At 69.9% G+C, this 12,628-nt stretch carries 11 protein-coding genes; 7 read left to right on the top strand and 4 right to left on the bottom strand.

Annotated elements, in window-relative coordinates; genetic code table 11:
• Positions 1 to 59: 59 nt before the first annotated feature.
• Together lpdA and BJ991_RS12475 are read right to left on the bottom strand one after the other, a co-directional pair.
• Complete coding sequence (gene lpdA / locus BJ991_RS12480; RefSeq protein WP_179490464.1) at positions 60 to 1,433, bottom strand: dihydrolipoyl dehydrogenase; 1,374 nt, start codon at positions 1,431 to 1,433, stop codon at positions 60 to 62.
• Positions 1,433 to 2,905 (bottom strand): leucyl aminopeptidase, encoded by a 1,473-nt coding sequence (locus BJ991_RS12475; RefSeq protein WP_179490462.1) that lies wholly within the window; start codon positions 2,903 to 2,905, stop codon positions 1,433 to 1,435. Before BJ991_RS12475 ends, lpdA begins: the two co-directional genes overlap by 1 nt.
• Before the next feature lie 105 nt (positions 2,906 to 3,010).
• Here BJ991_RS12475 and BJ991_RS12470 point away from each other — a divergent pair, with 105 nt between their 5' ends.
• From BJ991_RS12470 to BJ991_RS12460, 3 genes are all read left to right on the top strand, one after another.
• Positions 3,011 to 3,928, top strand: coding sequence for a proteasome assembly chaperone family protein (locus BJ991_RS12470; RefSeq protein WP_179490460.1), 918 nt, complete (start codon positions 3,011 to 3,013; stop codon positions 3,926 to 3,928).
• Positions 3,929 to 4,180: 252 nt separating this feature from the next.
• Positions 4,181 to 5,674 (top strand): RNA polymerase sigma factor, encoded by a 1,494-nt coding sequence (locus BJ991_RS12465; protein WP_179490458.1) that lies wholly within the window; start codon positions 4,181 to 4,183, stop codon positions 5,672 to 5,674.
• Positions 5,671 to 6,369 carry a coenzyme F420-0:L-glutamate ligase gene (locus BJ991_RS12460; protein WP_179490456.1) on the top strand — a complete coding sequence of 233 codons (699 nt, stop codon included), beginning with the start codon at positions 5,671 to 5,673 and terminating at the stop codon, positions 6,367 to 6,369. Before BJ991_RS12465 ends, BJ991_RS12460 begins: the two co-directional genes overlap by 4 nt.
• 62 nt (positions 6,370 to 6,431) lie before the next feature.
• Here the strand turns inward: BJ991_RS12460 and BJ991_RS12455 are convergent, their stop codons facing one another.
• Entirely contained in the window at positions 6,432 to 7,454 is a 1,023-nt protein-coding gene (locus BJ991_RS12455) for a sugar-transfer associated ATP-grasp domain-containing protein (RefSeq protein WP_179490454.1), read from the bottom strand.
• Between the two features lie 44 nt (positions 7,455 to 7,498).
• On the opposite strand from BJ991_RS12455, the gene BJ991_RS18850 reads away from it, so the two are divergent.
• Both BJ991_RS18850 and BJ991_RS12445 read left to right on the top strand, forming a co-directional pair.
• Entirely contained in the window at positions 7,499 to 8,221 is a 723-nt protein-coding gene (locus tag BJ991_RS18850) for an alanine racemase C-terminal domain-containing protein (RefSeq protein WP_343048748.1), read from the top strand.
• Positions 8,218 to 9,252, top strand: a complete 1,035-nt coding sequence (locus BJ991_RS12445; protein WP_343048747.1) for an alanine racemase — start codon at positions 8,218 to 8,220, stop codon at positions 9,250 to 9,252. Before BJ991_RS18850 ends, BJ991_RS12445 begins: the two co-directional genes overlap by 4 nt.
• Position 9,253: 1 nt before the next feature.
• On the opposite strand, the gene BJ991_RS12440 is transcribed toward BJ991_RS12445, so the two are convergent.
• The gene (locus BJ991_RS12440) at positions 9,254 to 9,475 is read right to left on the bottom strand and encodes a DUF7455 domain-containing protein (protein ID WP_179490452.1); all 222 of its coding nucleotides are present in this window, start codon (positions 9,473 to 9,475) and stop codon (positions 9,254 to 9,256) included.
• A 168-nt stretch (positions 9,476 to 9,643) separates the two neighbouring features.
• Here BJ991_RS12440 and BJ991_RS12435 point away from each other — a divergent pair, with 168 nt between their 5' ends.
• Together BJ991_RS12435 and BJ991_RS12430 are read left to right on the top strand one after the other, a co-directional pair.
• The gene (locus tag BJ991_RS12435; protein WP_484502630.1) at positions 9,644 to 11,725 is read left to right on the top strand and encodes a DNA gyrase/topoisomerase IV subunit B; all 2,082 of its coding nucleotides are present in this window, start codon (positions 9,644 to 9,646) and stop codon (positions 11,723 to 11,725) included.
• 4 nt (positions 11,726 to 11,729) lie between these two features.
• On the top strand, positions 11,730 to 12,602 hold the full coding sequence (locus BJ991_RS12430) for an SAM-dependent methyltransferase (RefSeq protein WP_179490448.1): 873 nt from the start codon (positions 11,730 to 11,732) through the stop codon (positions 12,600 to 12,602).
• Positions 12,603 to 12,628: the final 26 nt, after the last annotated feature.

Genomic DNA, 12,628 nt, shown 5'->3' with positions numbered 1-12,628 from the left:
CTGTCTCCTTCAGAACGTGGATGTCTCGTCTAGCTTAGTGACCGCACGCGCCGTCGATCTCAGAGCGCGTGGAGCGGCTTGCCCGCCAGCGCGAGGAACGCCTCACCCAGGGCCTCGCTCTGAGTGGGGTGCGCGTGGACGTACGGTGCGATGTCTTCCGGGTGGGCTTCCCACGCGACTGCGAGCTGACCCTCGGTGATGAGCTCGCCGACACGGTCGCCGATCAGGTGGACTCCCACGACGGGGCCGTCCTTCACCCGGACGACCTTCACGATGCCCGACGTTCCGAGGATCTCGCTGCGGCCGTTGCCCGCGAGGTTGTACTCGTACGAGATGATCGCGTCGGCACCGTGCGCCTCGACCGCCTGGGGCTCGCTGAGGCCGACGGAGGCCACCTCGGGGCTGCAGTAGGTGATGCGGGGGATCGTGCTCTCGGGCACCGCGACGGGCTTGAGGCCCGCGATCTCCTCCGCGACGAAGATGCCCTGCTGGAAGCCGCGGTGCGCGAGCTGGAGGCCGGGAACGATGTCGCCGACCGCCCAGACATGGGGTACGGATGTGCGCAGCCGGTCGTCGGTCGTGACGAACCCGCGATCGATCGCGACGCCGGCATCTTCGTAGCCGAGCCCCGCGGTCGCCGGCCCGCGGCCGACCGCCACCATCACGTAGTCGCCTTCGACGGTCGAGCCGTCCTCGAGGGTGACGACGGCCGCGGCATCCGTCTGCTCCACCGAGCTGAACTTCACGCCGGTCTTCGCGAGGATGCCCTTGCGACGGAACGCGCGCTCGAGCGCCTTGCTCAGCGCCGGGTCCTCGTTCGGGACGAGCCGGTCGAGCGCCTCGACGATCGTCACGTCGGCGCCGAACGAGTGCCAGATGCTCGCGAACTCGACGCCGATGACGCCGCCGCCGATGACGACGACCCTCGACGGGATCTCGCTCAGCTCGAGTGCCTCCTCGCTCGCGATCACGCGTCCGCCGAGCTCGAGACCCGGCAGCGTGCGGGTGTACGAACCGGTGGCGAGCACGACGTCGGTGCCCCGGTACAGGTCGTCGCCCACGCGGACCGCGGGACCGGCCTCCAGGCGGCCCTCTCCCTCCACGACCGTGATGCCGCGAGCCTTCACGAGCCCCTGCAGACCCTTGTACTTCTTCGCGACGATCCCTTCGCGGTACGCGCGCACGCCATCGGGGTCGATGCCCTCGAGGGTGGCGCGGATGCCGATCGTCGACGCGTCGCGCGCGATGTCAGCAACCTCGCCGGCGTGCAGGAGCGCCTTGGTGGGGATGCACCCGCGGTGCAGGCACGTTCCGCCCACCTTGTCCTTCTCGACGAGGGCCACGCGCTTGCCGAGCTCTGCCGCCCGCAGCGCCGCGGCGTATCCGCCGCTGCCGCCGCCCAGCACGACCAGGTCGAATGTGTGCTCGGCCATCAGGCCTCCTTCGCGGTCGTCGCCACGAACCGGATGAGCGACCGCACCGTCGCCCCCGTCGGGCCTTTGTCGGTGTATCCGTAGGGGCCGCCCTTGTTCATCCCGACGTTCGCGATGTCGAGGTGCACCCACGGGATGCGGGGGGCGTCGTCGTCATCGGACACGCGCCCGACGAAGTGCCGCAGGAAGAGCCCCGCGAACAGCGACCCGCCCGCCGTATCGCCGATCTTCGCGTTCTGCAGGTCGGCGATGGGGGAGTCGAGCTCTTCGACCATGTGGTCAGGCAGCGGGAGCTGCCACGCGAGCTCACCGACTTCGCGCGCGACGGCGAGGTACGCGGCGACGGTGTCGTCATCGCCCATCACGCCCACGTGGCGTGTGCCGAGCGCGATTGAGATCGCCCCGGTCAGCGTCGCGATGTCGACGAGGATGTCCGGATGCTCGCGGCTCGCCGCGGCGAGCCCGTCGGCGAGGACGAGGCGTCCTTCGGCGTCGGTGTTGAGCACCTCGACGGTCGTCCCGTCGGTCATGCGCAGCACGTCGCCGGGCCGTGTCGCGCGCCCCGACGGCATGTTGTCGGCGATGCACAGCCACGCGCTCACCCGCACGGGGAGAGCCTGGGTCGCGACCGCCCGCAGGACGCTGAGCGCCGTCGCGGCGCCCGCCATGTCGTACTTCATGCCGACCATGCCGGCCGCGGGCTTGAGCGAGAGGCCGCCCGTGTCGAACGTGATGCCCTTGCCGACGAGCGCCACGTGCGTGCTCGCGCCCTCGGGCGAGTAAGAGAGGTGCACGAGCCGGGGCGGACGGTCGGAGCCCTGCCCGACCCCGAGGATCCCGCCGAACCCGCCGTCTCGCAGCGCGTCCTCGTCGAACACCTCGACCGTGACCGGGAGACCCTCGACCGACTCGCTGGCACGCTCGGCGAAGTCGGCCGGACCGAGCCACTGCGCGGGGGTCGTCACGAGGTCTTTGACGAGGGCGACGGCATCCGCCTCTGCGGTCACGGCCGCCAGCTCGTCGTCGCCGACCTGGGATGCGCCGTGCACGACGACCTTGGACGCGCGCGCCTTCGGCGCCTCGGACTTGTAGCCGTCGAATCGGTAACCGCCGAGCGCGGCGCCCTCGGCGATCGGGCGCCACTGCGCGGCATCCGCGAAGGGGGCGGCGACGGCCACGCGCTCGAAGCCGGTGAGGGTGCGGATGCCGGCACCCACCGCGTCGCGGAGGGCCGAGTCATCCGGCGACGCTCCCGTGCCTACGACCGCGAGGGGCAGCGACGTCGCCTCGGGGGCCGACACGCGCTGGAAGGACGACGGGGCACCCGTGAAGCCGACGGCGAGAAGGGAGTCTCGCAGGCCGGGCCAGTCGTCCAGCTCGAGGTCGTCCAGTGGGGGGAGTGCCAGGAGGATCGCGTCGGCGTCGGAATCTCGGACAGGGTCGGTGCGGTACTCGAGGTCGGGAAACGACATGGCTCCCATCCTAGGTACGGGGCGGTTCGCTCTCGCGCGGCGCTGTTCGCTGTGAGCGGCATCGCGCGACGCCGGGGGTGTCGGGGCGACTCGTAGCATGGAGGCATGCCGTGGTCCGCGCCCCTCTTCGAACGCAGCGCATCGGCTCCGTCGGTTCCGCAGGGACTCCCGCTCGTGATCGCGCTGACGGGATTCACCGACGCGGGCGGCGCCGTGAGCGGGCTCATCTCGCATGTGCGCGAGGTGCTCGACCCGATTCCGCTCGCCGTCTTCTCGAACGACGTCCTCCTCGACTACCGGGCTCGCCGGCCGATCATCTCGTTCGAGGCCGACCACCTCACCGACTTCCAGCCGCCCCGGCTCGAGCTCTCGCTCGCGCACGACGCGCTCGGGCAGCCGTTCCTCGTGCTCGCCGGGTACGAGCCCGACTTCGCGTGGGAAGCGTTCACCGAGGCCGTGCTTCAGCTCGCGCACGCGTACTCGGTGGCGACCGTCACCTGGGTGCACGCGATCCCGATGCCCGTGCCGCACACGCGGCCTATCGGCACGACGGTGAGCGGGACGCGCACCGACCTCACCGAGGCGCATTCGGTGTGGAAGCCCCACACGCAGGTCCCCGCCACGGTCGGCCACCTGCTCGAATACCGGTTCGCCGAGTCCGGCGCCGCGGTGGCGGGGTTCGTGCTCCTCATTCCGCACTACCTCGGCGACACCGATTACCCGGCAGCGATCCTCGCGGCGCTCGACAGCCTGACCGTCGCGACCGGGCTCGTGTTCGCGGGCGACGACCTGCGCGACCAGAATCGCGACTACCTGTCGCGCGTCGAAGAGCAGGTCTCCGGCAACGACGAGCTCTCCCACATGCTTCAGGGCCTCGAGGAGCGCTACGACGCCTACATGGCGGGCTCGACCCTCGCGACGCCGATGATCCACACGGGCGATCTGCCGAGCGCCGACGAGTTGGCGGCCGAGCTCGAGCGCTTCCTCGCGTCGCGCCCGAGCGCCGACGACGACAAGGGCTGACGCCGTTCACACGCGTATTCGACGGATGCCGCGCTCCCGCCGAAAGGGAATGCGGGAGGCCTCCCGTGCGTTCTCTTGAGTGCGTCCATTGCGCGTCAGCACCGCACGCCAAGTGTGAGAGAATGGATGATCTGACCCATTGTCATCCCTCTCCGCGAGAGTTTCGCAGGCGCAGGGACTTGACAAGGGTCTTACTAGTGTCCGAAATCGACCGGGGGGCGACAGACACCCGCCGCCACTGAAAGGCGAACCGTGACCGCAGCCACCAACACGACCGCTCGCTCGCGCGCGAAGAGCGCCGAGACGGCCGCCGACGAAGAGAAGAAGGGCACGACGACGAAGCCGGGCTCGAAGACGGCCGGCGCCAAGAAGACCACCGCGGGCAAGACGACCGCCGCCAAGGCACCCGCGAAGTCCGCTTCCACCAAGACCGCGGCCAAGAAGTCCACCGCGAAGGCGTCTCCCAAGAAGGCCGCGCCCAAGGGCAAGGCCGCTGCCGACGAAGAGGTCGACGAGATCGAAGACGTCGAGCTCGACGATGTCGAACTGGACGACGTCGAGGCCGTGGTCGATGCCGATGTCGACGAGGCCGATGCCGAAGACGCCGAGGCCGACGAGACGGATGCGGCCGAACAGGCGCCCGCGGCCAAGACCACGCGCCGCCGCGCCAAGGCCGGCGAGCCCGAGACCGAGGCATCCGAGGCCTCCGACGATGACGACGACGAGGAGGAGAAGCCCGCACCGTTCCAGGAGCCGCTTCCCACCGGCGCGATCGTCATCTCGTCGACCGACGAGGACGACATCCCCGTCTACTCGACGCAGATCACCGGAGCGACCGCCGACCCCGTCAAGGACTACCTGAAGCAGATCGGCAAGGTCCCGCTGCTGAACGCGGCCGAAGAGGTCGAGCTCGCGATGCGCATCGAGGCGGGCCTCTTCGCCGAAGAGAAGCTGTCGAAGATGACCCCGGAAGAGAAGTCCAGCCAGCTGGGCCTCGACCTGCAGTGGGTCGCCCGCGACGGTCAGCGTGCGAAGTCCCACCTGCTGGGTGCGAACCTGCGTCTGGTCGTTTCGCTCGCGAAGCGCTACACGGGTCGCGGCATGCAGTTCCTGGACCTCATCCAGGAGGGCAACCTGGGCCTAATCCGTGCGGTCGAGAAGTTCGACTACACGAAGGGCTTCAAGTTCTCGACGTACGCGACGTGGTGGATCCGCCAGGCGATCACCCGTGCCATGGCCGACCAGGCCCGCACGATCCGCATCCCCGTCCACATGGTCGAGGTCATCAACAAGCTCGCGCGCGTGCAGCGCCAGATGCTCCAGGACCTCGGTCGTGAGCCCACGCCCGAGGAGCTCAGCCGTGAGCTCGACATGACCCCCGAGAAGGTCATCGAGGTGCAGAAGTACGGCCGTGAGCCGATCTCGCTTCACACGCCTCTCGGCGAGGACGGCGACAGCGAGTTCGGCGACCTGATCGAAGACACCGAGGCGGTCGTCCCCGCCGATGCGGTCGGATTCACGATGCTGCAGCGCCAGCTCGAGTCGCTCCTCGACTCGCTGAGCGAGCGCGAGGCGGGCGTGATCCGCATGCGCTTCGGTCTCGGCGACGGCCAGCCGAAGACGCTCGACCAGATCGGCGACACGTTCGGCGTGACGCGTGAGCGCATCCGCCAGATCGAGTCGAAGACGATGGCCAAGCTGCGGCACCCGTCGCGTTCGCAGTCGCTGCGGGACTACCTCGAGTGAGCGGCGAGGCGAACGCCGGCAAGGCGCTCATCGTCGCCGTCGACGGCTCGAGCTACGCGCGCATCCCCATCCGGACGCGTGTGGTGATGCCCGGAGACGATCTCGACGCGTTCGTGCGCGAGTACGCCGAGTCCGAGGTGCGCCCGGGCGACATCCTGTTCGTGACGGAGAAGATCGTCGCGATCACACAGGGCCGCTCGTACCTGGTCGAAGAGATCAAGCCGCGCAAGCTCGCGTACTTCCTGTCGAAGTACGTCACGCGCACGCCGTACGGCATCGGCCTGGGCATGCCCGAGACGATGGAGATGGCGCTGCGCGAGTGCGGTACGCCGCGCATCCTGCTCGCGGCGGCGGTCGCCGCCGTCACGAAGGCGTTCGGACGCAAGGGCGACTTCTACCGCATCGCGGGTGACAAGGCCAGGGCGATCGACGGCCCCACGAGCGGCACGATCCCGCCGTACAACAAGGCCGTCGTGCTCGGGCCGGAGCGCCCGCGCGAGGTCGCCGCGCACCTCAAGCAGCTGCTCGGCGGCGCATCCGAAGTCGCCGTCGTCGACATCAACGACCTCGGCGGCAACATCCTCGGATCGACGCTCGACAAGACCGGCGAGAAGCGGCTCCTCAGGATCCTGAAGGACAACCCGCTCGGTCAGGGGCACCAGTCGACGCCGCTCGGCATCGTCCGCGCCACCTGAACCCGCTGACGCAGAAGGCCCGGTCCCCGTCTCGGGGCCGGACCTTCTGCGTCAGCGCCGCGTCAGAACCCGATCGCCTCGCGATATCGGGGCTTGTGACCGGTGCGGATGCCGGTGACGCTCGGCTTGTTCTCGTACACCCCCGCGCCCCAGTTGCCCTCGACGAGCACGGGACCGTCGGGCGTCACGACGATGTCCCACCCGACGTACTGCACCTGGGGTACGACGCGCGCGACCCGGTCGACGAACGCCTTCACCTCGTCGACCATCGGCAGCTGGAAGTCCGCGATGCGGAACCCCGTGTCGGGATGGCTCTCGTGCACGTGGCCGTGCGAGTCGTAGCCGGGGCCCACTGCGTGTCCGGCATCGTCGAGCATCGTGTAGAAGCCGCCGAACGTCATCTGGTCGCTCACCGCGCCGCGCCCGAACTTCTGCGCCATCGCGAGGATGTGCGTCTTCTGGCCGTCGAAGAAGGCCGTGACGCGCGTTGTGTTGACGGTGCCGGGGCAGACGGCGGCGATATCCGGATGCTGCCGGATCACCTCTTCGATGAGCAGCTCTCCGCGCTCCAGCAGGCCGCGGTGGAACGCGTCCCAGTCCTCGATCTCGGCCGCGCGGTAGCGGTGCACGCCCGTGCCGGCCTGGCCCACGGGCTCTTTCGTCACGATCGTGCCCTGGCGCTGCGTGAACTCCCGGACCGCATCCGCGTTTCCCGCGTCGACGACCATCCACTCGCGCTCGAGGTGGTCGCTGAAGACCCGGTCGAACTCGACCTTGTCCTGGAAGATGTGGCGGTAGTCGGGGTGGTCGTACTTCTGCGACAGCTCGTTCGACACCGGGTGGGTCATGTAGGTCGCGCGCTCGGCCTTGCTGAGGATCGCGAAGTCGTAGTCCACGTAGTCCTGGAACCCGACCTGGCGGAATCCAGCGGACCACAGCATGTCGACGACGACGGCGGGGGTCCACTTGCCGTGCGTCTGCGACACCTCCTTGGCCCGCTCGAGCACCGATCCGACGTCGATGCGGCGGGCGCGTCCGGCGAGGTAGCGAAGGCGAGGCGCGAGGCTGAGGCCCTTGCGAGGCATGCGTGCTCCAGGGTCGGGAGTGGGGACCCGGATAGTCTAGAGGCGTGACCGCGGCCGATCCTGAGCATCCCTCGACGCGGACGGGCAGCGCGCCCCGGGCACGGATCTCGCACGCGGCTCTCGCGGCGAACGCGCGGGCGGGCGTGGCATCCGTCCCTTCCGGCGATCGCATCGCCGACCTCCGTTACGACGCTCTCGGCCACGGCGCGGCGGCGTGTGCGCGCACCCTCGCCGATGCGGGCGTCGACGCCGTGATCGCCGACGCCGACCTCGCCGACGCGGTGACGGATGCGGCGGCCGGCCGCCTGCGCGTGATGACGGACGGCGAGCCGACGCTCGCCACGGCCGCGCTGTACGGCCTGGACGGCGTCTGCGCTCCCGTCATGCGGCTGAGCGGCACGGTCCTCGGGATCAAGCCCCTGCGGGCGGGGGAGGGAGTCTCCTACGGCTACATCCACCGCGCCGCGCACGACACGCGCGTCGCGCTGGTGACGGGCGGGTACGCACAGGGGGTCGTTCGCGCGCTCGGAGAGCGGGCGAACGTGCGGGTCGGGGGCGCGCTGCATCCGATCATCGGTCGCGTCGCGATGGACGTGTGCGTCGTCGACGTCCAGGAGGCGGAGATCCGGCGCGGTGACCCGGTGGTCTTCTTCGGCGACCCCGCCAGCGGCGAGCCCTCGCTGCAGGAGTGGGTGCGCTCGACCGGCATGACCGCCGCGGAGCTCGTCGCCATGGTCGGGGCGCGTGTGCGGAGGGACCACGAGTGAGCGAGGCGACCCTGACGGTGGATCTCGACGCCTTCGCGGCCAACGTCGCGGCGGCGCGCTCACGCGTCGCGCCGGCCGACGTCATGCTCGTCGTGAAGGACGACGCGTACGCCCACGGCATCCCGCCCGTCGTCACGCGCGCGTGGGAGGAGGGGGTCCGGTGGTTCGGCGCCTTCGACGTGCCGACGGGCCGGGCCGTTCGGGAGGCGCTCGGCGACGAGCCGCGCATCTTCGTGTGGCTCGCGTTCGGTGAGGACGAGCTGCGCAGCGTCGCGGAGCTGGACCTCGATCTCGGGGTCGGCGACGCCGCGCTCCTCGAGGAGATCGCCGCCGTCGGCGGGAGGACTCGCGTGCACCTCAAGGTCGACTCGGGGCTGCATCGCAACGGCGTGCGGCCCGAGGAGTGGCCCGCGTTCGTGGAGCGTGCCGCGCAGCTGGAGCGCGTCGGCGCGATCGAGGTCGTGGGCGTGTGGAGCCACATCGCCGAGGCATCCGATGCCGACGACGACGCCGCGCGCGCCGCGTTCGACCTCGCCGTGCGAGAGGCCGAGGAAGCCGGGCTGCGTCCGACCCTCAGGCACCTGGCGGCGAGCGCGGCATCCTTCGCGCGCGGAGAGTTCCGCTACGACCTGTGCCGCATCGGGGCATTCTGCTATGGCATCCGTCCCGCCGGCGGGCCGAGCGATGCCGAGCTCGGCATCCGTCCGATCGCGACGCTGCGGGCGCCCGTCGTCGCCGTGGATGGGGACTCCGTGGTCATCGGCGTGGGCTCGCTCGACGGACTGCCGTCGACGCTCGCCGGTCGCTTCGACGTCGAGACACCCGCCGGCGCGCGTCGGGTGACGCGGATCGGCGGGCGTCGTTCATCGGTCGAGTCGTGGCCGGATGCCGCGCCCGGTCAGCTCGTGCAGGTGTTCGGGCGGGAAGCCGCCGCGAGCGCGACTGACCTCGCCGAACTCATCGGGACGATCGGCGAAGAGGTCGCGCTGCGGATGTCGCCGCGCGTTCCGCGCGAGTACCGGGGGAGCTGAGTCAGACCGTTTCGTTGAGCCGGGCGGTCTCGTCGTGCCACGTCGTGGCGACGGCGCGAAGCTTCTCTTCGTACTTGCGGCCGTGGTGCGCGCAGAACAGCAGTTCGCTGCCGTTGACCTCGGCGGCGATGTACGCCTGGGCGCCGCAGGAGTCGCAGCGGTCCATCGCGCTGAGACGGTACTCGAGGACGGCAGCGGCCTCAGTCGGTGTCGATGTGCTCATTTCTTGCCTCCTCGAATGCGTAGAACTTCCGTACCGGTCATGAGATACAACCACGGGTTTGTTTCGAGAATGCCGCGAACGGGTGACAGTTCGCTGACCGCGTACGGCCTTGCGCCTCGGCGCGTGTCTGGTCGGGAGCATCGGTGGCCCCGGTTACGCTTGAGGATTGTGACCACCGAGTACTCAGCCCATCATCTCCAGGTGCTCGAGGGTCTCGAGGCGGTTCGCAAGCGCCCCGGAATGTACATCGGCTCGACGGATTCGCGCGGTCTGATGCACTGCCTGTGGGAGATCATCGACAATGCCGTCGACGAGGCTCTCGGCGGCTACGGCACGCGCATCGACATCGTGCTCCACACCGACGGCAGCGTCGAGGTGCGCGACCGTGCGCGCGGAATCCCGGTCGACATCGAGCCGCGCACGGGCCTGTCCGGCGTCGAGGTCGTCTTCACGAAGCTGCACGCGGGCGGCAAGTTCGGCGGTGGGTCGTACGCAGCATCCGGCGGCCTGCACGGCGTCGGCGCCTCCGTCGTCAACGCACTGTCGGAGCGGCTCGACGTCGAGGTCGACCGCGACGGAAAGACGTGGGCGATGTCGTTCCACCGCGGCGAGCCCGGTATCTTCGCGAACGGCGCGCCCGACTCGGCGTTCACCCCGTTCGAAGACAGCAGCGAGCTGCGCGTGGTCGGCAAGGTCAGGAAGGGCGTGACCGGCAGCCGCATCCGCTATTGGGCCGACCGTCAGATCTTCACGAAAGACGCGGCGTTCAACCTCGAAGAGCTCGAGCAGCGCGCCCGCCAGACCGCCTTCCTCGTCCCGGGGCTCGAGATCGTCATCCGCGACGAGCGCCGCACCGCCGGCGGCGAGGAGCCCGTCGAGACGAGCTTCCGCTACGACGGCGGCATCTCGGAGTTCGTCGAGTTCCTCGCGCCCGACTCCGCCGTCACCGACACGTGGCGGCTCACGGGCGAGGGCACATTCACCGAGACAGTCCCCGTGCTCCAGCCGTCGGGCGCGATGGTCCCCACCGAGGTCCAGCGCGAGTGCCACGTCGACGTCGCGGTGCGCTGGGGCACAGGCTACGAGACCGTCCAGCGCTCGTTCGTCAACATCATCGCGACGCCCAAGGGCGGCACGCACCAGCAGGGGTTCGAGCAGGGTCTCATGAAGGTGCTGCGATCGCAGGTCGAGCAGAACGCGCGGCGCCTCAAGGTCGGCAACGACAAGCTCGAGAAGGACGACATGCTCGCGGGTCTCACCGTCGTGCTCACCGTGCGCGTGCCCGAGCCGCAGTTCGAGGGCCAGACCAAAGAGGTGCTGGGCACCCCCGCCGTGCGCCAGATCGTGTCGAACGTCGTCTCGCGCGAGCTCACCGCGCGGTTCACGTCGACGAAGCGCGACGACAAGGCCCAGACGGCCGCGCTGCTCGAGAAGGTGGTCTCCGAGATGAAGGCGCGCATCTCGGCGCGCGCCCACAAGGAGACGCAGCGGCGCAAGAACGCCCTCGAGTCGTCGTCGCTCCCGGCGAAGCTCGTCGACTGCCGCTCGAACGACGTCGGCGACTCGGAACTGTTCATCGTCGAGGGCGACTCGGCCCTGGGCACGGCGAAGCTCGCACGCAACAGCGAGTACCAGGCGCTGCTGCCGATCCGCGGCAAGATCCTCAACGTCCAGAAGGCGTCGATCAGCGACATGCTGTCGAACGCCGAGTGCGCGTCGATCATCCAGGTGATCGGCGCGGGGTCGGGCCGCACGTTCGATCTCGACGCGGCCCGCTACGGCAAGATCATCCTCATGAGCGACGCCGACGTAGACGGCGCCCACATCCGCACGCTGCTTCTCACGCTGTTCTTCCGCTACATGCGACCGCTCATCGAGGCGGGCCGCGTGTACGCCGCGGTGCCGCCGCTGCATCGCATCATCGTCGTGAACCCCGGCTCGAAGCCCAACGAGACGATCTACACCTACAGCGAGCAGGAGCTCCACGCGCTGCTGGCGAAGCTCACGAAGGCCGGCAAGCGGTGGCAGGAGCCCATCCAGCGCTACAAGGGTCTCGGCGAGATGGACGCCGAGCAGCTCGCGACGACGACGATGGATCGGGCGGGCCGTCTGCTGCGGCGCGTGAATCTGACGGATGCCGAGGCTGCGGCATCCGTGTTCGAACTGCTCATGGGCAACGAGGTCGCTCCGCGCCGCGAGTTCATCATCGACTCGAGCACGCGCCTCGACCGCGAGCGCATCGACGTCTGACGCCATGCCCGGTCCTCCGACGCGCAGCGACCGGCCAGGCTTCGACGCGGCGGCGATCCGCCGGTACTACGACCGCAACACCCGCGCGTTCCTGCGCTACGGTCACGGCGGTGGCGAGGGCGTGATCCACCGTGCCGTTTGGGGCACCGGCGTCGCCGAGCGGCGGGAGGCCCTGCACTACGTGGAGGACCGGATCGCCGACGTGATCCGAAGGTGCGCGGCCGAGGCTGAGACGCCACACGTCGTGGATCTCGGGTGCGGCGTGGGCGCGAGCCTCTGCTACCTCGCCGAGCGGCTTCCGATCCGCGGCACCGGGATCACGCTCAGCCCCGAGCAGGCGGAGCTCGGGCGGAAGCGGATCGCCGCGCTCGGTCTCGACGGTCGCGTCACGTGCCGGGAGGGCGACTTCACCGACCTGCCGCCCGACCTCGAGCGGGCGGACGTCGCGTTCGCGATCGAGTCATTCGTGCACGCCTCCGACCCGGAGCGCTTCTTCGCGGAGTGCGCCCGCCTCGTGAGACGCGGTGGGGCACTGGCGATCTGCGACGACATGAGGGGTGCGACCGACAGCGCAGCGGCGGAACGGACGCTCCGGCGATTCGTCCGAGGGTGGCACGCCAATACGCTCCTCACGCCCGAGGAGCTGCGTGCGATGGCGGCACGGGCCGGGTTCGTCCATGTATCCGCCGAGCGACTGACGCCGTATCTCGAGCTGCGCCGACCGCGGGACGTGGCGATCGCGGCGCTCATCGCCCCGCTCGGCGTCCTGCCGTGGAGGTCGACACGGCTTGACCCGCTGATCGGAGGCACGGCGCTGCAGACGGGTCTCGCCAAGGGCTGGATCGACTACGACCTCGCGGTGTTCCGTCGCGTGTGAGCGGCGAGGCGCGGGCCGCCCGAACC

It is taken from the genome of Microbacterium immunditiarum, from assembly GCF_013409785.1.
In the GTDB taxonomy this organism is placed as follows: Bacteria; Actinomycetota; Actinomycetes; order Actinomycetales; family Microbacteriaceae; genus Microbacterium; species Microbacterium immunditiarum.
This window is presented reverse-complemented; position numbering and strand designations above follow the sequence as displayed.

Coding starts and splice junctions, on each gene's coding strand:
- lpdA (WP_179490464.1), bottom strand. CDS start 1,433: ATGGCCGAGCACACATTCGACCTGGTCGTGCTGGGCGGCGGCAGCGGC.
- BJ991_RS12475 (WP_179490462.1), bottom strand. CDS start 2,905: ATGTCGTTTCCCGACCTCGAGTACCGCACCGACCCTGTCCGAGATTCC.
- BJ991_RS12470 (WP_179490460.1), top strand. CDS start 3,011: ATGCCGTGGTCCGCGCCCCTCTTCGAACGCAGCGCATCGGCTCCGTCG.
- BJ991_RS12455 (WP_179490454.1), bottom strand. CDS start 7,454: ATGCCTCGCAAGGGCCTCAGCCTCGCGCCTCGCCTTCGCTACCTCGCC.
- BJ991_RS12440 (WP_179490452.1), bottom strand. CDS start 9,475: ATGAGCACATCGACACCGACTGAGGCCGCTGCCGTCCTCGAGTACCGT.
- BJ991_RS12430 (WP_179490448.1), top strand. CDS start 11,730: ATGCCCGGTCCTCCGACGCGCAGCGACCGGCCAGGCTTCGACGCGGCG.